The organism is Paenibacillus naphthalenovorans (genome assembly GCF_900099895.1).
GTDB lineage: Bacteria > Bacillota > Bacilli > Paenibacillales > NBRC-103111 > Paenibacillus_G > Paenibacillus_G naphthalenovorans.
Genome location: NZ_FNDY01000046.1, coordinates 1 through 21,044, shown reverse-complemented (window position 1 = coordinate 21,044; position 21,044 = coordinate 1). Strand labels below are relative to the sequence as shown.

The 21,044-nt window shown below is 50.3% G+C and carries 18 protein-coding genes and 1 pseudogene; 1 reads left to right on the top strand and 18 read right to left on the bottom strand.

Features of this window, described 5'->3' with window-relative positions; all coding sequences use genetic code 11:
* The first annotated feature begins 1,141 nt into the window (after positions 1-1,141).
* Positions 1,142-1,897, top strand: coding sequence for a peptide-methionine (R)-S-oxide reductase MsrB (gene msrB / locus BLT35_RS24480; protein WP_083351407.1), 756 nt, complete (start codon positions 1,142-1,144; stop codon positions 1,895-1,897).
* A 95-nt stretch (positions 1,898-1,992) separates the two neighbouring features.
* Here the strand turns inward: msrB and BLT35_RS24475 are convergent, their stop codons facing one another.
* The 18 genes and pseudogenes from BLT35_RS24475 to BLT35_RS24390 form a co-directional block, all read right to left on the bottom strand.
* The gene (locus BLT35_RS24475) at positions 1,993-2,829 is read right to left on the bottom strand and encodes a hypothetical protein (protein WP_062406653.1); all 837 of its coding nucleotides are present in this window, start codon (positions 2,827-2,829) and stop codon (positions 1,993-1,995) included.
* Positions 2,793-3,539, bottom strand: coding sequence for a hypothetical protein (locus BLT35_RS24470; RefSeq protein ID WP_074730034.1), 747 nt, complete (start codon positions 3,537-3,539; stop codon positions 2,793-2,795). The genes BLT35_RS24475 and BLT35_RS24470 overlap by 37 nt, the downstream gene beginning before the upstream one ends.
* 16 nt (positions 3,540-3,555) lie before the next feature.
* Positions 3,556-3,999, bottom strand: coding sequence for a flavodoxin (locus BLT35_RS24465; protein ID WP_054819945.1), 444 nt, complete (start codon positions 3,997-3,999; stop codon positions 3,556-3,558).
* Between the two features lie 336 nt (positions 4,000-4,335).
* Complete coding sequence (locus BLT35_RS24460) at positions 4,336-4,581, bottom strand: YezD family protein (protein ID WP_074730033.1); 246 nt, start codon at positions 4,579-4,581, stop codon at positions 4,336-4,338.
* Between the two features lie 95 nt (positions 4,582-4,676).
* Complete coding sequence (locus tag BLT35_RS24455; protein ID WP_074730032.1) at positions 4,677-5,738, bottom strand: sulfate/molybdate ABC transporter ATP-binding protein; 1,062 nt, start codon at positions 5,736-5,738, stop codon at positions 4,677-4,679.
* A 5-nt stretch (positions 5,739-5,743) separates the two neighbouring features.
* Entirely contained in the window at positions 5,744-6,631 is an 888-nt protein-coding gene (cysW, locus tag BLT35_RS24450; protein WP_062406647.1) for a sulfate ABC transporter permease subunit CysW, read from the bottom strand.
* Positions 6,632-6,651: 20 nt separating this feature from the next.
* Complete coding sequence (gene cysT, locus BLT35_RS24445; RefSeq protein WP_062406645.1) at positions 6,652-7,488, bottom strand: sulfate ABC transporter permease subunit CysT; 837 nt, start codon at positions 7,486-7,488, stop codon at positions 6,652-6,654.
* Between the two features lie 77 nt (positions 7,489-7,565).
* On the bottom strand, positions 7,566-8,681 hold the full coding sequence (locus BLT35_RS24440; protein WP_074730031.1) for a sulfate ABC transporter substrate-binding protein: 1,116 nt from the start codon (positions 8,679-8,681) through the stop codon (positions 7,566-7,568).
* Positions 8,682-9,316: 635 nt separating this feature from the next.
* A pseudogene (locus BLT35_RS24435) lies at positions 9,317-10,759 on the bottom strand (4-hydroxyphenylacetate 3-hydroxylase family protein).
* Positions 10,760-10,782: 23 nt separating this feature from the next.
* Positions 10,783-11,262 carry a GAF domain-containing protein gene (locus BLT35_RS24430; protein ID WP_074730030.1) on the bottom strand — a complete coding sequence of 160 codons (480 nt, stop codon included), beginning with the start codon at positions 11,260-11,262 and terminating at the stop codon, positions 10,783-10,785.
* A 21-nt stretch (positions 11,263-11,283) separates the two neighbouring features.
* A complete protein-coding gene (locus tag BLT35_RS24425; RefSeq protein ID WP_074730029.1) occupies positions 11,284-12,576 on the bottom strand; it encodes a homocysteine synthase in 1,293 nt (430 codons plus the stop codon).
* 45 nt (positions 12,577-12,621) lie between these two features.
* Positions 12,622-14,877: an SfnB family sulfur acquisition oxidoreductase gene (locus BLT35_RS27385; protein ID WP_217437321.1), complete on the bottom strand. Its 2,256-nt coding sequence runs from the start codon at positions 14,875-14,877 to the stop codon at positions 12,622-12,624.
* 16 nt (positions 14,878-14,893) lie between these two features.
* On the bottom strand, positions 14,894-16,279 hold the full coding sequence (locus BLT35_RS24415) for an LLM class flavin-dependent oxidoreductase (protein WP_074730028.1): 1,386 nt from the start codon (positions 16,277-16,279) through the stop codon (positions 14,894-14,896).
* Between the two features lie 14 nt (positions 16,280-16,293).
* A complete protein-coding gene (locus BLT35_RS24410) occupies positions 16,294-16,959 on the bottom strand; it encodes a methionine ABC transporter permease (protein WP_074730027.1) in 666 nt (221 codons plus the stop codon).
* Complete coding sequence (locus BLT35_RS24405; RefSeq protein WP_062406632.1) at positions 16,952-17,719, bottom strand: methionine ABC transporter ATP-binding protein; 768 nt, start codon at positions 17,717-17,719, stop codon at positions 16,952-16,954. The genes BLT35_RS24410 and BLT35_RS24405 overlap by 8 nt, the downstream gene beginning before the upstream one ends.
* Before the next feature lie 33 nt (positions 17,720-17,752).
* On the bottom strand, positions 17,753-18,625 hold the full coding sequence (locus BLT35_RS24400; RefSeq protein WP_074730026.1) for a MetQ/NlpA family ABC transporter substrate-binding protein: 873 nt from the start codon (positions 18,623-18,625) through the stop codon (positions 17,753-17,755).
* Positions 18,626-18,703: 78 nt separating this feature from the next.
* Entirely contained in the window at positions 18,704-20,128 is a 1,425-nt protein-coding gene (locus tag BLT35_RS24395; RefSeq protein ID WP_074730025.1) for an LLM class flavin-dependent oxidoreductase, read from the bottom strand.
* Between the two features lie 123 nt (positions 20,129-20,251).
* Positions 20,252-20,914, bottom strand: a complete 663-nt coding sequence (locus BLT35_RS24390) for a methionine ABC transporter permease (protein WP_054820117.1) — start codon at positions 20,912-20,914, stop codon at positions 20,252-20,254.
* Between the last annotated feature and the right edge of the window lie 130 nt (positions 20,915-21,044).

Below are 21,044 nucleotides of genomic sequence, written 5' to 3'. Positions count from 1 at the left end.
TCCGAAAATTGTCGGTTTACTATCAACTAACCAATATTGGTTTTTTGAAAAGTCTACCTTGTTTTTTTCAAACAAAATAATACCACTTGATTAATGTTCTGTCAAGAACGCGCGATGACTCAGTTAAAATGTCACTAAATAGGTATCGGTTCACGCACGACGAAATGTTACCGAAGGGATGTGTTTTGAAACTGAGTATAAAAACGTGACGTGAAGTGATCCGTTCCTTGGCTGATCAATACAAGAGAGCGAAAACGCGTAATGAGAAGTCAGCAATTCTAGACAACGCCGTGAATGTGCTTGGATGTCATCGCAAGGATGCCATACGCGTTCTTGCAAACTTGAAACGTAAACGGCCATTGGCCTACCAGGAAGCAATGCCTGTCATACAACGCGTATGGGAAGCGCTGGATTATCCCTGTGCCGAGCGGCTGCATCCTGTTCTGCTTGAGACGGCTCAGATCCTTTGCGCTTCGTCAAGGTCACCTGTTTCTGAACGACACTATCGTATCGCAATTGCAGGGGATTAGTCGTGCCACACTGGCACGAAGGTAATACGCGTTCCGGTCACCCAAGGCCAAACCGACTGTGAGCAAACGGAAGCCTCTTGCCGAACTTCGCGCGCAGGTCCTCATGATCGCCTATGATTGGTATAAGACGCGTCCGGGCGCGTTGAAAATCGATATGGTCGAGCACAACGGCGGAACGTTGCACGGGCACTTCGCCTAACCTTAACAGTGACAGATGTCGTCTCCGGCTACACCCGCAGACGCGCGCTGTTGGGCAAATCCCAACTCACAGTGCTTCGCAAGCTTAAGAAAATCATCGCGGAGTGGCCCCTGCAACCTTGGGTGATCTCGGTGATAACGGCCAAGAGTTTTTAAACGCTCATTTGAAAACCTTTTGCGCTTCTAACAACATCCGGTTCACCCGTAGCCGACCTTATCGTAAAAATGACAATGCTCACGTGGAGCAGAAAAACGGATTCCTTGTCCGCCAATTGTGACCGGTACAATCATATTAATGAAGGAACAGAGATTCCTCGGAAATGTACATAATTAATTATTATGCTACGAATTATGTACATATTTTATTTATGTACAGTTAATAATGAATAATAAAACCTAGGAAATTAAATTAAATGGATAATATAAAATACTTATGTACATTCATTTTATGGAGATATCCCTATGACGGCGGCCAGTTCGCCGACCGCGGCGATTCCTACCGGACGGCTATCTTTTATCATAATGAAGAGCAAAAGCAATTGGCCGAGCAATCCAAGCAGCAGCTTGCGGCAAGCGGCCGTTTTCAAAAACCGATCGTAACACAGATTTTGCCGGCCAAACCGTTCTATCCCGCAGAAGACTATCATCAGGACTATTACAAGACGAATCCGGTTCGCTATAAAGCTTATTTTGCAGCTTCCGGCCGGGAGAAATTTATAAGAGAACAGTGGAAAGACCGCAAGAAGGACGAGGAACTGAAACAGCGCCTCACGCCGCTCCAATATGAGGTGACGCAGAACAACGGTACGGAACCCCCGTTCCGCAATGAGTTTTGGAACCATAAAGAAGAGGGACTTTACGTCGATATCGTATCGGGCGAACCTTTATTCAGCTCGCTGGACAAATTCGATTCGGCCTGCGGCTGGCCCTCCTTCACCAAGCCTATAGAAAAAAGCCGTGTAACGGAGCATATCGATGTCTCCCACAACATGATTCGTGTGGAAATTCGCAGCCAGGAGGCGGATTCTCATCTCGGTCATGTGTTCGAAGACGGGCCTGAACCAACCGGCTTGCGCTACTGTATCAACTCCGCGGCCCTTCGTTTTATACCGGTGGAACGTTTGGAAGAAGAAGGGTATGGCCAATACAAGCATTTGTTTAAAAAATAAAGAAGAAGGCTGGGATTCACGGATGTGAACCAGCCTTCTTCCTATTTTCATCGGTTAGGATCGAATCTTCCATAATATTATTTAACCAGCAATCATCAGGAAAAGGGAAGACTGACCAGACCGTAATGAAGCGTTGACACGACCAAACGGTTCCCTACCTCTATGGCGTCCGTAACGGCGCCGCGAATACCGATCGAATACAGCACCGGATTCTCCTGATGGAGCACCATCTTATACAAGCCGCTGCTCGAGCAAGCCAAGATATGCGGTCCCACCTGCACCCATCGATAAAAAAATTTATCATCAAAGCGAATCGTTGAAAATCCGCCCCTCCTGTTGCCCAAAACGAGCTCTCCCTTGGCTGTCACACCAAGCAATCGGCCCTGGCAAACCGACAAAGACGTCACCGGGGAATCCAAGTGAAACTCGTGCCATTGCCCGGTCAAATAATCATAAAAGGCCATCCCTTTGGCATACCCGACAAACAAGAATTGTGGAGAAGACAGCAAATCATATACCGCCCTATTGGGAAAAGCGGACAAATCCCAATGATCGTCGGCCTGCTGTGTTAATCCGATCGCCGTACCCGCAAGGATGGAGCTTCCCTCCAACACCCGATAGCAGGGCATCGTCAGCCCGGTTGGATGCCATGCCCCGCTGCTCCAGGCAAACAACCCCCGATCGGTGGCCGCATAGAGTTTTCCATTCAGCGCTTGCAGGCGGTAGGTCACCGTTCGTTCCGGCAAGCCCGAATTCATAGCCTCCCATTCTCCGTCCGCCGATTGAGCATATGTGCCTTGGCCGAACGTAGCGGCCACAATCCGGTTCTCATCCAGGCGGGCCAAGCAAGAAATGCGCAGAGCAGGGAGGGAGATCTTACTGCCTCCTTCTACCTTCATTGGATAATGGACGGCATCATATAACAATCCCATCGATGTCCCTCCTCTGAAGAGTAATCCGGGTTCAAATGCGTCTTCTCCATTCCGCTGCGAACCCATTCCATGTAATCGACTGCTCCTGCTACGTCCTTTTCGCGAGGATAATAAACCCTCCGCTTACCCGACAGCAATCCGATCCACTCGATTTTGGCCGGAAGATTCCCGAACCCGTTGCAGCTGAACAGCGTCATCATTTGAACGTAGCCGTTCCACAGAGCAGGGTCCTCATTGACCACTATTTTTTGGATATGCAGACCCTCTTTTGTCCATTGGGCAACCTGAAAAATCATCGACAATTCAAGCTGCAGCTCCTGAATGACAGCCGTGAAGCTTTCAAACAGTAACAGCGGCTCCGTATCTTTTGGCTGTGCGGCAAAATATTTCAACAGTTGGTCTGTTACCGCGGCAAGCACCGTCACATAATGAACCTTGGATTGGAATAATCCGGGATTGATTTTCCAACGCTCATAAATGCGCTGCAGGACCGCAGCCGTACTGCGTTGTTTCGGCGGGATGGCGTGGCAGTCGTTCAGAATATGGTTGACCGCATATTGGGCCATCTGCCGCCAGTTTGGGGACGTCGGCTGCTTACCCAGTACATAAATATCGCGATACTCATCCGGGGAGCGCAGCCAGGCCTCGATTTCATAGTCTTTCAACCGGGTTAATACCCCGCCGGGGAGTTTCGCTTGGGATTGCAGCATACCGATTCCCCTCCCTTCATCGCACAGCCAAAGCAAACCGCCGGCCAAATTCTTTGCACTGCTCTTTTTCATCCGCGGACGGGGACAGCTCGATCTTCAGTCCGTCCAGCACAACCTCCGCTCCCCGTTCACGCAGCTTCTCAACTAAAATATCTACCGCTGCACCGACCTGCGCATAGCTTGAGTCGCAGGAGCCGAACACGGCCGCTTTCTTCCCGCTCAGAGAATACTCATCCATCTCCTCATAAAAATCAAGGAATTCGTCCGGGAGCTCGCCGTCCCCCCATGTATATGCACCCAAGATAATGCCGTCGTACGCTTCCAGCTCGTTCGTGTTGGTATCCAGGACAGACTTGACGACAAGCTCCTCCCCCGCCTCACGAATCCCTTCAGCAATCGCGTCCGCCATATCTTCCGTATTCCCCGTCATGCTTGCAAAAACCATAAGAATGTTTGCCATATTGCTATCGTCCTCCTCAGTATTATGCAGTGAGCGTCTGTCAGACCGCTGCGGGCCTGTTATGTAATGAAACGAACTTCATGGTGATAATGATTCTCAATATCACTATGAATAAATGATAATGGTTATCGTTATCATTTGTCAACAAAAAAATAGACCCTCCACGGGTCTTTTGAATAACGATTGCGGATAATAATCCACTCCGCATCGATCATCGATATATGAGAGCCAACGGAAGGACTTCCCGAAATTAGTGCTGTTCTTGTGTTCTTTGCCATCCATTCATGGTCGATAAAAAAACGACTTCCCATAATAGCCTATCCACCGCGCAGGCACTTAAAGGAAGTCTCCAGTGGTCCGGTAGACTTTTGTTTTCTTGAAATCATTGGATTTCTCCGGTTTTCGCGGAGTTTCTTTGGCGGAAACGGCTTGATCCGCTTCGAAGCGTTTACGCTCCGTTCGTTCAATCTGAACGATTCTTCCATCGTGTACGACAATTTGCACCGTCCCATACTCTAATCCGTTAATGCTTTGAATGATACGATGTGTCCAAAGCTCATCTACGTCCAGCGGCTTAGCCATGGTTACCAACCTCCGTCTTATTTATATTACCGGCTCCTGTGTTTTGAGTTGGGAAGAACTGTTGACTCTGTGACAGTTCTTCCTCCATGGGCGGTTTAAATGTGTACCGGCATAGGATCAATCTTGAGGCCGTTCTCCAGCGTGACGTTGCTCTCTTCATTAAACAGATAAATACGGTGAATCAAAACCTGTACCTGATCTCCAGGATGGAGTGTCGGCAGCTCCAAGGAACGATAGCCGAACAGCTTTTCGCCATGCACTTCGACTTCCACCTGCCAATTCGTACCCCTGAAATATACATTCCTTACTACGCCGTCTTCCGCAGCGAAAGGAAAAGCCATTTCTTTCGGCAGTCCAATCTCGATAAATTCGGGACGAATGATCGCTTGCGCTTCCTGCAGCGCTTGAGTTTCAAATCCTTTAAATTTCGATATATCGCTCAGCTGGTTTGATTCGCCTATGAAGCTGGCGACGAATGGTGTGCGAGGCTGCTTATAGATTTCAATCGGAGTGCCCTGCTGCTCCAGACGGCCTTGGTTAATGATCAGCATCTGATCGGCTACCTCGACCGCTTCTTCCTGGTCATGGGTTACGAAGATGGTCGTAATTCCGACGCGGTTGATCATCTCTTTTAACCAGGTACGCAGTTCTTTGCGCACTTTAGCGTCGATGGCGGCAAACGGTTCATCAAGGAGCAGCAGCTGCGGCTCGGGGGCTATCGCTCTGGCAAAGGCTACTCTCTGGCGCTGGCCTCCGGACAACTGGTGGGGAAGCCTTTTTTCCATCCCTTTCAAGCCGGTTAGCTCAATCAGCTCATTCACCCGTGCCTTAATCTGTGCCTTCGTCCGCTTCTGTACGGTTAATCCGAACGCAATATTGTCGAACACGTTCATATGCCGGAACAGCGCATAGTTTTGAAATACAAAACCAATCCCCCGTTCCTGCGGCGGCAGGGAATTCACTTTCTTTCCAAGAAACAGGATGTCTCCCTCATCCGGCTCCTCCAGTCCGGCCAGCATGCGAAGAATCGTTGTTTTCCCTCCGCCGCTGGGACCCAGCAAGCCAATCAGCTTTCCCTTTTCAATCTCGAAGCTGACATCTTTGGTGGCTACAAAACTGCCAAAGCTTTTCGTCAAGTGTTTGGCCACGATATGCATGCGGATTACTTCCCTTCTATACCCGGCTGGTGTTGATATTTCCATTCGATTATACTTTTCAAAATAAGCGTCACCAGAGCCAGCAGTACTAACAGCGATGCCATGGCAAAAGCCCCTGCAAAATTGTATTCGTTATACAAAATTTGAATATGCAGCGGCATGGTATTCGTCGATCCCCTGATGTGACCGGAAACGACCGATACCGCGCCAAATTCTCCCATCGCCCTGGCGTTACATAGAATGATTCCGTACAGCAAACCCCATTTGATATTCGGCAGGGTGATTTTCCAGAAGATTCTCCAGCCTTTGGCACCGAGCGTGACAGCCGCCTCTTCCTCTTGTGTGCCTTGGGACTGCATAAGAGGAATAAGTTCCCTGGCTACGAACGGGAAGGTAACGAATACGGTAGCCAAGACGATTCCCGGCAGCGCAAAGACGATTTTGATATCGTGCTCTTCAAGCCAAGGGCCGAACCATCCGTTAGAGCCGTACAGCAGGATGTAGATCAAGCCCGCAATCACAGGGGATACGGCAAAAGGAAGATCAATTAATGTGATTAGGACGTTCTTGCCTTTAAATTTAAATTTCGTAATGGCCCAGGCGGCCGCAATTCCGAATACGAGGTTAGCCGGCACTGCAATGGCCGCCACGGTAAGGGTCAAGCGGATAGCGGAAGCGGCGTCCGGATCAACCAAAGCCGCAGAGTAGACTTCCCATCCCTTGCGAAAAGCCTCCACAAATACGCTGATTAACGGCAATATTAATAGAAATCCAAGAAACATCGTTGCGACAGCAATCAGTATCCATCTGACCAGCGGGGATTCCGTGATATGCCGGGGTCTGGAGCCGGCTGTCGGATTTGACTTTACGGTGGTGGTTACATAGCCAGCCATAGCTTACTCCTCCTCTTCCCTTATGCCGTCGTCGTATGCCGATTCGTTCGCCACTGCAAGTAATTGATGACAAGAAGCATCAAAAAGGAGATGACCAGCATGACCAAGGCAATCGCTGTCGCACCTGCGTAATCGTACTGCTCCAGCTTCGTCATGATAAGAAGAGGGGCAATTTCCGTTTTCATCGGCATGTTGCCGGAGATGAACACTACCGAACCATACTCTCCCACTGCTCTTGCGAACGCCAGCGTAAATCCGGTTAATAACGGCGGCAGCAATTCGGGAAAAATGACCTTGCGAAACGTCCGCCATCGTTTGGCTCCCAAGCTGACAGCCGCTTCTTCCACTTCCTTTTCCAACTCTTCAATGACCGGTTGAACCGTCCTTACAACGAACGGAATGCCGATAAAGGTAAGAGCCAGCATTATACCTAATGGAGTGAATGCAATTTTGATTCCCATCGGTTCCAGCAGGCTTCCAACCCAGCCGTTTTGTGAATAGATCGTCGTCAGCGCTATACCAGCCACTGCCGTTGGCAGAGCAAACGGCAGATCAACCAGAGCGTCTAAAAATCGCCTGCCTGGAAACGTATAGCGGACAAGAACCCATGCCACAATAAATCCAAACACCGTGTTAATGAATGCGGCCCCAAGCGCTGTTCCAAAGCTGATTTTATAAGAGGCGACTACTCGCGGATCGGTAACCGTCTGCCAAAATTGCTCCCAGCCCATTCCGGATGTGTTGATAAATATGGCCGACAATGGAAAAAGTACGATCAAGCTTAGATACGTTACAGTAAAACCCATGGATAGACCAAATCCCGGGATAATACTGCGTTTTTTCAAACTCTTTGCCATGGGTCTTTCTCTCCTCATGCCGAACCTTGACCGGACAACTTCCAGTGGAAATTGTCCGTCAGGATTCACCTATTTCATTACGGTTTGTAAATCTGGTCAAACAAACCACCATCGGCAAAATGTGTTTTTTGAGCTTTTTGCCAGCCCCCGAAGAGCGGGTCATCAATCGTAATCAGGTTGATTTTCGGGAATTGGTTTTCATATTGTTTGGCTACGGACTCCAAACGTGGACGATAATAGTTTTTGGCCGCGATATTTTGCCCTTCTTCCGAATACAAATACTCCAAGTAAGCTTGTGCCACTTCACGTGTGCCTTTCTTATCGACGACTTTATCCACTACAGCTACCGGCGGTTCAGCCAGAATGCTCATGGATGGAACTACAATTTCGAATTTATCCTCACCGAACTCGTTAATGGAAAGGAAGGCTTCGTTCTCCCAGGCAAGCAGTACGTCGCCGATTCCGCGCTGAACAAAGGTTGTTGTGGAATCCCGTGCGCCGGAGTCCAGCACCGGAACGTTCTTATACAGCTTCTCTATGAATTCTTTCGCTTTGGCTTCGTCATTATTGTTTTTATAGTAGGCATATCCATAAGCGGCCAAATGGTTCCAGCGCGCGCCTCCTGACGTTTTCGGATTCGGCGTGATGACCTGCACGCCGGGCTTAATCAGATCGTCCCAGTCCTTAATTCCTTTAGGGTTACCCTTTTTCACAAGAAATACAATGGTGGAAGTGTAGGGTGAACTGTTGTTTTCCAGCTTGCTCTGCCAGCCTTCTTGGATGAGTCCTTTTTGTTGAATCGCATCAATATCATAAGCCAGCGCCAAGGTTACGACATCGGCTTCCAAACCGTCGATGACCGACCGGCCTTGTTTGCCGGAGCCGCCATGCGATTGTTTAAAGGTAACCGTTTGATTGGTTGTATCCTTCCAATGCTTGGCGAAGGCTTTGTTATATTCCTGATACAGCTCGCGCGTAGGATCGTAAGATACGTTCAGCAGCTCGACCGGAGGTTTGGCAGAAGCCTCGGGTTTGTTTTCTCCGCCTGCCGGGGCCGTACCGCCGCTTGCCCCGTTATTGGTAGAGCCGGTGCTTCCGCATGCCGTAAGTCCTACTAAGGATAAGGCTAATACGCTAATCATGGAAAATTTGCCGAAAGACCGGATCACACCATTTTTTCTCGAATTACTCATAAGGAAACCCCTCCTGTTTTATAAGTATTGCTTATACTGAGATGATCATTGAAAAATCCGGAAGCTTATGCCAAAATGGATAGAAGTGCTTTACCGTTCCGGTTTTTAACTTATAATTCCGATAAACTTACTCAATTATAGGAAGTATATTAGCACCCGTGTAAATGGGTGTCAATCCTTTTTTTTTCAACGAAAGGAGCCCGATTTTTTAATCCTATCGTATGAATTTGATTTAAAAAACGCGATAAAATCCGTCTTTTTTCCAAAAAAATATCAAGTGGACAAAACCGGAAGGATCTTTTGCATGACAGATTTTCCAGGCCCGTGATTGCAAGCGTCTGTGCATTAGCCTATTCGCAAATTATTTCTTCCTATTTATAATTCAGGATGTATCGATCAGGCGAAAAAACGTTCGTCTTTAGTATTCAACTTTTTTCAACAATGGAAAAAACTATTGGTAAAAATGATGATTCTTTTATTTTTTTTCCCTTTATTGCAACTTTAAATCAATTGTAAAAACAAAAAAAGACCACGCAATCCTCTGCAAAAGAAGGATAACGGGTCGTCGGTGTTGACTTATTCGTTGAATTGCCATACTGCGTTGATTCTAACTGCCGTTCAGAAACGCCCGATCATCAATCGTGGACATCCTTCAGCAGCTTCCAAACCGGATCTGTCAGTAAAGTTTTATCCGCACTCAAATACTGCCCGGCAAACGCGCGAACCGGGTCGCCGGCATAAAACCGCTCATACAGCTCGTGCCTGGCGCCAAGCGGACTGCCAATCAAATCCCACGCCAGTTTGAACAACTGCACTTTCTTCTCCGCGCCCACTGTAGCGCCTTCAAAATACAAATCCAGCAGGTGGGCAATAGGCCCTTGAAATTCAGCAAGCGAGGATGGCGTCTGTACGAATCCCCCGCCGCCGATTTGCTGCAAAATATCGATGACCCGGGGGTAAAACCTCGTGCCAAGACTTCTTGCCGTATCCAGATACGTGGACTTCGGCACCAGAATTCCCGCTTCATCGGGCTGGGCCTGTATTTCCGAGGCAATTAACAGCGCCTTGATCGTATCGATCTGGGTCAAAAGCTCTCCCAGTTTCTCCTGAATGTGCAAAAACCCGTTCACGCCAATGGTTTCCGCCATCGCAAAGGCGACGCCCGTCACAAATTCCAGTTTGGCCGCAAACCTGACGACCGTTTGATGGAACGCAAGCGCATTGGCCGTCTTATTCGTACGCAGCTCCCAGACCGCCTCGGCATCTCCATACAGAAGAACCCTCTCCCAAGGAACGAGCACATCGTCAAACAGCAGGACGGCGTCCATTTCGTCATACCTGGAGCTGAGGATATGTTCCTTTTCCCTTGGATCCGCGAACGATTCGCGGCATACGATATGCAGACCGGCAGAATCCGCCGGCACGATCAAAGCATGAGCGTGCTTGCCGTAATCATTCATCAGCCGGTGAAAGGAGAAGATCAGAAAATCATGGGTATAGGGCGCTCCGGTCGCAATCATTTTTGCACCGCGCAGGACGATGCCTTCGCTCGTTTCCTTCACCACATGCAGGTAGCGCTCGGCAATTTTTTTGTCATTCAGCCCTTTGGATCGGTCGATTTACGGATCGAGCAGCGACGTGGTCAAAAACAGATCGCGGTCCCGCGCCGTTTGATAGTATGCAGAGATTTTGTCCGCAAACCGGTTGTCGAGCCGCGACAATCGCTCCCGGCTCCCGTACCATCCGGTGACCATGGAACGGGCATAATCGGAGAGTCGGCTCATGACGCCATGCGTTTCCCGGGCCCAGTAATAGAAGGCCCTGCTGCGTGAGGATAAGTCCTGCAGCGTATAAGGCACAAGAAACGAGCTGTGCGCATATTTTCCCGTCTCATTCACCGGAAAACCGATTTCATTGCGTGTACGAGGGTCATCCAATAAATCGAATAACCCGCTGATGATCTTTAATGTTCCGTTAAAGGCCGGATGCTCGTGCAGCTTATCAACCTTTTTTCCTTCCAGCCATACGTTCCGGTTGTCTTGTAAACTGTCTATAAACCTTTTTCCCCGTGAAAGCATTGATGACGGTTCTCCTTTTTTTTCTACAAGTAAGTGCCTAATACATCGCAAAATGCAGTTAAATAGTGACGATCTGTGGAATCGAACCGTCCAAAACGCGGACTGTCAATATCAAGTACCCCAATGATTTGCCCGCCGCTCAGCAAAGGAACGACAATTTCCGAATTCGAAGCGCTGTCACAAGCGATGTGCCCCGGAAATTGATGAACGTCATCGACGACAACGGTCTCCTCAAGGCTTACTGCGGTTCCGCAAACGCCCTTGCCGACGGGAATGCGAACGCATGCGGGCAATCCCTGAAAAGGGCCGAGCACCAATTCGCCGTCTTCCAGCAAATAAAAGCCGACCCAATTGATATCGTCCAGAAACTGGCGGAGCAGAGCCGCCGCATTAGCCAGATTGGCAATACGGTTAGGCTCTCCTTCCACAAGCTCTTTCAGCTGGCGCAGCAGCAAGGCATAGCTTTCCTCTCGCGTATCCGGATAAGTCACTTTCGTAAACATGAAACCACCTCGTCATCCCGGTCAAGATTGGCTAATTCGCAATGCCTGCTCCAGATCATACAGAATATCGTCAATGGCTTCCGTCCCAACGGACAGCCGGATGAGTCCCGGCGTAACCCCGGTTGCCAGCTGTTCCGCTTCATTAAGCTGCTGATGCGTCGTGCTGGCCGGATGAATAATTAACGACTTGGAATCTCCCACATTGGCTAAATGGGAGAACAGCTGCACCGCATGAATCAGCTTTTTGCCGGCCTCAACCCCGCCTTTAATGCCAAAGCTCAAGATGGCCCCTTGACCTTTAGGCAAATATTTTTGCGCCAGTGCATAGGAAGCGTGGCTCTCGAGTCCGGGATAGGTTACCCACTCGACGGATTCGTGGTTTTCAAGGAATCGGGCGACGGCAAGGGCGTTCTGGCTGTGCCGCTCCAGACGGAGATGCAGCGTTTCCGTGCCCTGCAGCAGCAGGAACGAGTTGAACGGAGACAGTGCGGCGCCAAGATCCCGCAGCAATTGGACGCGCGCTTTAATAATATAAGCTAGCGGACCGGCCGCTTCCGTATACACGAGACCGTTGTAGCTCGAATCCGGCTCCGTCAGTCCCGGGAACTTGCCGCTGGCTGCCCAATCGAATCGGCCGGAATCCACGATGACCCCTCCGATGGAGTTGCCGTGGCCCCCGATAAATTTGGTTGCCGAATGCACAACAATGTCCGCGCCGAAATCGATGGGGCGCAGCAAATAAGGGCTTGGGAAGGTATTATCCACAATCAGCGGTATGCCGTGCTCATGCGCAATGGCCGCAACCGCTTCGATATCCAGCACATCCCCCTTGGGATTGCCGATCGTTTCCGCGAAGATAGCCTTTGTTTTATCGGTAATCGCGCTTCGGAAATTCTCCGTATTGCTCGGGTCGACGAATTTCACCTGAATGCCCAGCTTAGGCAATGTCGTCGAGAACAAATTATACGTTCCGCCGTACAGGCTTGACGCCGAAACGATCTCATCTCCGGCAGAAGCGATATTCAAAATCGAATACGTGATGGCGGCCTGACCGGATGCGACGCCCAGCGCTCCGGCCCCGCCTTCCAGCAGAGCAATCCGCTGTTCGAACACATCGGTGGTGGGATTGGTCACGCGCGTATAAATATTGCCCGTCTCCTGCAAGCCGAACAGGCTTGCCGCATGATCCGTATCTTTAAAAACGTAAGATGTGGTCTGGTAAATGGGTACCGCACGCGACAGTGTAGCAGGGTCAACCTGCTGTCCCCCATGAACGGCTAACGTTTCCGGCTGAAGCTGTCTTTCTTCTGACATACATATAACCTCCTCAAAATGGTGTGGGATATCCCTGTTCCGTCATCATATTTTATATTCATGATAAATGCCGTTCAGAAACCAGCTGCCCGTGTGGTGAAGCTTGAGGCGGGCCGGATCATGAAGCGTGTGGATGCGTACATTTCTCCAATGCCGGTCCAGATTGTACTTTTGATCCATCGATGCGGATCCGGCAACTTCAAACAAAGCGTTCGTCACCTCAATGGCAACTTCCGTTGCAAAATATTTGGCGGAGTCCACCGCCAACGTGGCCCGGCCCGCACTTTCGGCGTTCAGCTCCTGCTCCGCCTCATCGATCAATCGGGCGGCTTTCTCCAGGAGAGCCTCCGCCGCATGCAGACGTATGCCAAGCTCTCCGAACCTGCGGATTTGATCGGGATCATCCGAGGCTCGCTCCAGTCCGCTCTTCAGCGGGGGCCGGGTCTTTTCCCTGACGAACCAGGCGGCGTCCGCCAGCGCCGCCTGCGCGATGCCGACGTCGATGGCGGCATGCATGATTTGCCCGAATGCCGCGAAAATTTGTGGCGGCTCGAAAATTTTCCAATGCGGCAAAATATGAGCTTGGGGCACCTCCACATCGCGAAGAATGACGCTTCCGCTTGCCGTCGTGCGCTGGCCGACTCCGCTCCAGTCATCAATTACGGTGACGCCTTCTGCATGACGGGGGACCATGGCCGTAATCCGTTTATTCGATTCGTCCAATGCGGAGACGGGTATCCAGTGGGAGTACAGCGCGCCTGTGGCATAATACTTCGTTCCGGATAAACGGTATCCTCCTTTTCCATCGCTTTTTAACCTGGTCGACATTTCGTTATAGCTCTTCAAGCCCCGCTCGGCAAGCGCGTTTCCAAACTGCGCCCCCTTTAACACTTCGCTGAAGAAAAACGCCTTCTGCTCCTCTGTTCCGACCAGCTCCACTGTCTTTACGAAAAAATGATGGTTTTGCGGAATTTGTCCTAAAGATCCGTCCGCTGCGGAAATGATTTTGAATATCTCGGTCAGCGTGAAGACGGATATACCGGGACCACCGTACGCTTTAGGCACCATTAGCCCCAGTAGCCCGCTTGCGGCAAGCTGCTTCAACTGCTCAAAGGGCAGCTGCCTGTAGCGGTCACGGTCGGATTCGCCGTCCTTGATCCATGCCGCATACGATTTGGCGGCTTCGAGGGCCTCCTTGTCACCGGAGAGAATATGAGCCGGTGGCCGGTCGGTGAAGAAGCTGCGGGGAACATCGGCCAGCGCATAAGGCGATACCGGCTCCATACCGGGCAGTTCAATCTGTCCCGACTCGATGAGTAAACGCGCTGCATGAAACCGCTGCGCGTCCAACGCATCCTTCACCCCCGCATTCCGGGCGAGAAACCGGCGCGAAAACAAAAATTGTTTATACCGCTCCAGCGCTTCCAGCTTCTCGGTTGTAGGCTCCAAATCGAGCTGTGCGTGCAGGTTCGCGGAATACGCAACTTCTACGGCTGTCTCCGGTATACCCATTTCTCTGGCGATCAACCGGTTGGCCTCGGCCCTGTGCCCGATAGCCCACTGAGAAGCCGCAATGGCATGAGCCAATACCCGGTCCGCGGCCGCCTGCTGTTCGGCGGACAAACCGGCAGGTATCGTCAAGACCTGCACCTTGGCCGCAGAGAGGAATCCTTCCCATTGATCCGCACCTCGATGAAACCCTTCTAAAGGTCGTGCCCCAAGCCAATTCTGAAGCGCGAATCCCGAAATGCCGCTTACCAGGACGGCATCCGCCTCCCCGCGGAGCAGCGCCTCCATGACGCGCCGTGTGACGGCACCCCGGTCTGCAGCCTTTCCCGTATCCGTTCCCAGATCCTTTAAGGACACATCGTTCCGGGCTATTCCGGCACCGTACAGGGCAGATTCCAGATCATGCATCGCGGCCGCCCTCCACAGCTCATCGAAGGTTTCCTGCGCATAAGGAACTCCGATCACGGCCCCTCGAAGATCTTCAAGCTTGCGCCGTTTGGAATCGGGAAAAACCAGAATATAATCACGCCGGTCTTGTATGGAAATACCCGCGATGGTACGGTCGTCTTCCTGCAAAATGGAGCCGATCGCCGAGAATGCATTTTCGTATCGAATGGAGAATGCTTCCTCCGAATGATCCCCAACCGTGAGCTCACCGCGTTCAGGCGCGTAGGTTAACAGGATGCCCCGGCGTCTAAAATCGACCTGGAGCTCCCCGATCTGCCACGCCAGTCCCAGCGCGCCGGGTATCGGATCATTCAATTTCGCCTGCGTATGAAGTTGAATGGACATTTGGCATACGGCCCCCTTAAGTCAAAGACGTTGTTGTTGTCCGGCGGTATACGGAACCCGGATGCCCTTCCGGGAGCTGAACCGTCCCTTTTCCAAACAACCGCTCACGAAGAGTCGTTTCTTCATAGTTTTCCCTGAACAGCTTGCGTTTTTGAAGCTCGGGGACGACCAACTCCACAAAATCCTGCAGCGTGCCGGGAGAAAGGAACTGGGATACGTTGAAGCCGTCGATGCCGGCCTCCTCCACCCAATACTGCAAACGATCAGCTACCTCCTCGGCCGTACCGACAACGAACAAGCCCCGGCCGCCTATCGTGCCAAGAGTTTTCACCACTTCGCGGACCTTCAATTTCTTCGGACTGTGCTTCGTGAACTGGGCGGCCGAAGTCTGTCCGTGATCGGTCTCCACATACTCCAGATCGTCCTCCGGATCATATGCGGACAAATCGTAGCCGCTTCCCCCTCCGTAATGGGCAAGCACGCCCTCTACACTGTATAATCGGGCGTATTCCTCATATTTCCGCTGCGCTTCTTCCTTCGTCCGGCCGACAATCGTCGCAACCCCGGCAAACAGCTTGATATGTTCAGGATTGCGGCCGAACGCGCGGGCCTGCCGACGGATATCCTCGCCATACTGCCGCAGCCTGTCGACCGTCCCTCCTCCCAGGAACACCGCTTCCGCATGCTTTGCGGCGAAGGCCCGGCCACGGGCCGAGGTGCCGGCCTGATAGATGACCGGCGTTCGCTGAAGGGACGGCTGGCTTAAATGGGGGCCCGGAACCTTGAAATATTTTCCCTCATGATGAATGAAGTGAACTTTATCAGGATCCGTGTAGATCTGCTTTTGCACATCCCGGATCACGGCATCGTCCTCCCAACTGCCTTCCCACAGCTTATAACTCACATCCATATACTCTTCTGCGATTTCGTACCGCTCGTCATGACGCACCATATGCTCCAGCCCAAAATTTCTGGCGGCACTGGGCAAGTACGAGGTGACCACATTCCACGCGATTCGTCCCTTGGTCAAGTGATCCAGCGTAGACATTCGCCGTGCATGACCAAACGGATGCTCATAGGTGGTAGAGGAAGTAACGGCAAAGCCCAAATGCTTGGTCACGAGCGCCATGGGCGGGACGACGAAGAACGGATCGTTGCAAGGAATTTGCACGGATTCGCGCAGCGCCGTTTCGTCTCCCTGCTTATATACGTCGTAAACGCCGACCACATCCGCAAGAAACAATGCATCAAACTTGCCCCGTTCAAGCAGCTGAGCCAGCTCCGTCCAATAAGTTATATCCGTGTACCGGTGCCGGGTGTTATCCGGATGACGCCATAAGCCGTGTGCCAGATGACCGACGCAGTTCATTTCGAAGGCGTTCAAATGCATTTTTTTGGGCATCGTACACACTCTCCTTACAGCCGTTTATCCAATTTGCGTACAATCAGGTTACCCGTAAATTGAAAGATTTGCACAAACAGCACCATAATGATGATCGTGACGAACATGACGTCGGTCTGATAACGATAATATCCGTAGCGGATGGCAAAATCGCCGATACCGCCCCCGCCCACCAGACCGGCCACAGTGGAATAGGACAGAAAGCTGACCGTTACAATCGTAATCGAATTGGCAATGCCCGAACGGGCCTCCGTATACAGGACCTTCCAGACGATCTGGAACTTATTGGCCCCCATCGACTCGGCGGCCTCCACCACTCCGCGGTTGACTTCAAGCAGGATTTGTTCAATAAACCGCGCAAAATAAGGAACCGCATTGATGATCATCGGCACGGTAGCCGCCGTCGTGCCAAGCGCGGTGCCGACGATCAGTCTTGTAAACGGGATGATGGCGATCATCAGAATAAGGAATGGAAAGGAACGGATTAGATTGACAATGCCGTTTAAGATCACATAAAACCGCGGAGCCTTCAAAAACGATCCCGGTCGGGTAAGAAACAGCACCGTGCCAAGCGGCGTACCGATAGCAACCGCAATCGGAATGGTCAAAACAAGCATATAGAACGTTTCTCCGATCGCCTTCAGAAGCTCCGGCCAAGCATAAATAACGTTATCAAGCATAGGCCGCTTCCCTCGTTTCCAAGGAAATTTCATTCTTGAACAAGTACTGGGCGATCGGAGATTTGGGAGCGATGTTGCTTTCGCGCAGATTAAACTTCTCGACCACCCGTCCATGTTCCATGACGGCTACTTTGTTGCATATGGCTTTGACCACGTTCATTTCATGAGTCACGATGACGATGGTAATGCCAAGCTTCTCATTAATTTCCTTGAGTGACGCCAGAATACTTCCCGTCGTTTGCGGATCGACGGAAGAGGTCGGTTCGTCACACAACAAAATTTTCGGTTTATTGGCCAGCGCCCGGGCAATAGCGACCCGCTGCTTCTGCCCCCCGCTTAATTTGGCCGGATAGGTCTTGGCCTTATCCAACAAACCCACCATCTCCAGGCATTCCTCAATGCGCTGTTTGCGCTGCTCCGTTGGCACCTTGGCGATTTCCAGCGGGAACGAAACGTTGTCGTACACATTCAGATTGTTCAGCAAATTGAAATGCTGAAAGATCATGCCGATGGAAAGGCGTCTCTTGCGCAGTTCCCGGAGAGATAGCTGGGTTAAATCTTCCCCATTCACCAGTACAGAGCCCTCATCGGGTCTTTCCAGCAAGTTGATCATTCGAAGCAGCGTAGATTTTCCTGCCCCGCTGAATCCGATCAGACCATAAATATCTCTTTCCTCCACCTTCAAGGATACGGAGGAAACCGCTTGAAGCGGACCTGTGGGAGTCGTGAACGTCTTGCCGACATTTTGAAAATGGATCATGGTTACCTCTCCTTTCGCGTGATCGGGTTAAGCTTATTTATTCAAATCGTCAAGAAATAGAATCGCGTCCCCGTATTTCGATGTATAGTAATCTTTAACCGCCTTGCTTTGGAAGGCTTTCTGCAATGCCTTGACCTTCGGTGAGCCAATCAGGTCGTTACGAACCGCTACAATCGATTTGTAAGGCAATCCTTCTCCGGTTTCGACCGCCAAGGAATCCTTTTTGGGATTCAGACCGATCTGAACCGCCGTACCGGCAAACAAGAATCCTACATCCACATCATCCAGCGTACGCTGCAGCATCAGCTGATCCACTTCCTTGAACTTAAAGTTATGCGGATTGTCGGTGATGTCCTTCAGGCTTGCATGGATGACTTCCACGCCATCCCTCAGCTTCAACAGACCCAGGTCGCGCAGCATGAACAACGCGCGTCCGTTATTGGCCAGGTCGACCGGTATGCCGATGGTTGCACCGTCAGGCACTTCATCAAACGACTTGTATTTTTTCGAGTACAGCCCTGAAGGAGTGAATATGGTGTAGAACGCACGTGAAATATTTTTTAATCCATGATCGGCAACAAACTGATTAAAGTAAGCCTCGTGCTGGAAAAAGTTTGTGTCGGCCTGACCGTCATTCACCATTTTGTTCGGTTGAATAATATCGTTGACCACCACATGCTCAAGGATATAGCCGTCTTTGGCCAATTCTTCCTTTAGAATTGCGGCGATTTCCCCACTAAACCCGCTATCGCTCATAATATGCTTAATGACTTTGTCCTCGGATTTCCCGGCTCCCGCTTCGGTTTGCGAACCTGTTGTCGATGATGCAGGCCCGGCCGTATTCCCGCAGGCGGCAGTCAGGGAAAGCAATAGGGATATCATGATCAATGTAATGACCCTTTTCACGACATATGACACTCCTTATCCTGTTTTTTGCGTATGCATTCGTATGAAAAAGAAAAGACATCCCGTTCCTTATGTACTTTAAGGATGGATGTCTCCAGTGAACTGGTCGGCATTGAATATGGGGGTGGGATAAGCATCTTTATTGCGGTATTGCGCAGCAGGATGATGATCAGGGAGCCGTTTGTTTCCCTGTCCGAACAATTTTTCGCGCAGTGTCCCTTCTTCGTAATCCAGCTTGTAAATGCCACGTCTCTGCAGCTCGGGTACGACCAAATCAATGAATTCACGCAAGCTTCCCGGTGTGATGAGATGGGCTAGATTAAATCCGTCGATGCCGGTTAGCTCCATCTTCTCCTGCATATGGTCAGCAACCTCCTGAGGTGTTCCGGCGAACACCCAGCCTTGACCGCCCAGTGTACCGATCCTGTCCATGACTTCTTTGACCGTCAGCTTTTTGGGAGCAAAAGTCGTGAATTGGGCCGCTCTTGTCTGTCCATGATTCGTATTTTTGTATTCCAGATACGAGTCCGGATCGTACGCAGACAAATCATAACCGCTAGATCCGGCGAATTGCGCCAGAGCCGCCTCCCGACTCCACAGTGATGCATACTGTTCGAACTTTAGTTGTGCCTCTTCCTTCGTTTCGGCTACAATGACATTCAATCCCGTGAACATTTTGATGCTTTGCGGATCCCGGCCCAGCTTCTCGGCCTGATTGCGTATGTCCTCCACATAAAACCTCAAAGCCTCCGGCGTCTGTCCGCCGACAAATACGCATTCCGCGTGCTTTGCCGCAAAAGCTCTTCCCCGCTCCGAGCTGCCGGCCTGGTAAATCACAGGCGTGCGCTGCGGCGACGGTTCGCTTAGATGGGGCCCGGGTACTTTAAAATAGGTCCCTGCATGATGAATTTTACGGACTTTGTTCGGGTCCGTATATATATTGCGGTCGACATCACGCACTACCGCATCCTCGTCCCAGCTTCCTTCCCACAGCTTGTAGACAACTTGCAGAAATTCGTCCGCCAGCTCATAGCGTTCATCGTGTTTAATCATTTCATCCAGGCCGTAATTTTTGGCTGCATTAGGCAAATAAGAGGTGACAATATTCCATGCCAACCGGCCTTGGGTCAAATGATCGAGCGTCGAGAACCTTCTGGCATGGGCATACGGGTGTTCGTAGGTGGTCGTTACCGTGACCGCAAAGGAAAGGTGCTTGGTGACCAAAGCCATTGCCGGCACAATTAAAGCGGGATCGTTCAAAGGAACCTGCACCCCGTCGCGAATGGCCGGAGCACCGCTTTGCCGATATACATCGTAGATGCCTGCAACATCAGCCAGGAATAAAGCGTCGAATTTCCCCCTTTCCAGCAGTTGGGCGATGTCCACCCAATATTCCAGATCCTTGTAACGATGCCTTTGATTATCGGGATGCTTCCACAGGCCGTGAGAATTGTGCATGGCACAGTTCATATCGAATGCATTCATTAAAATATGTTTCCCCATCCTCACGCCTCCTTCAATAATCTGGTATTATATGTTATATTTGTATTGTCCTGGGGTTTATATTAATACCTTATTTCCGATGTGTCAAGTAGGAATTTTATTTGCAAATAACTCCGTTTACTCTTATCGCTTATCCAAATATCTGGCTAAACGACTGCCGCTAATCTGAATCACACAAACTAAAACGATCATTACAAAAACGGTAGCGAGCATAATATCCGGTTGATAACGGTAATAACCATTGCGAACGGCAAAATCCCCGAGTCCACCCGCGCCAACAACACCGGCTATGGTAGAATAAGATATTAAAAGAATAATAATATTAGATAAGCTAACCACGATTCCTGATCTTGCTTCAACAAACATCACTTTCCATACAATTTGAAATATATTGGCTCCCATTGAAATAGAAGCTTCGATGACCCCCTTGTTTACTTCCACCAATGATTGTTCTATTAATCTGGCGAAGTATGGAATAATAGCGATCGAAAGCGGTACAGCAGCAGGGACCGTCCCGACGGATGTACCTACTAACAGCCGAGTAAACGGAATCACGGCTACAATTAAAATTAATAAAGGAAATGCGTTAACTAAATTAACGAATGAATTGAGAAGATTGAATAGATAGGATTGCTCCAGCAATTGCCCTTTTCTTGTTAAAAACAGAATGGTTCCTAAGGGAATTCCAAATATGATACCGGACGCTACCGAAATTCCTACCATGATTGCCGTTTCCTTGGCGGCTTCCATAATATCAGGGAGTTGTTGTATGATGTTGTCAAGCATTTAATTTCATCCTTTTGCCCTTATTCAAAATTAATTTAGGGCTTGCTGAACAAGATTAGTTCCATCTACACCCAACGCAAGTCTCTAAACCCGAGCAGTCTGAAGAAAAGCAAAAAGAGAACACGCAGTC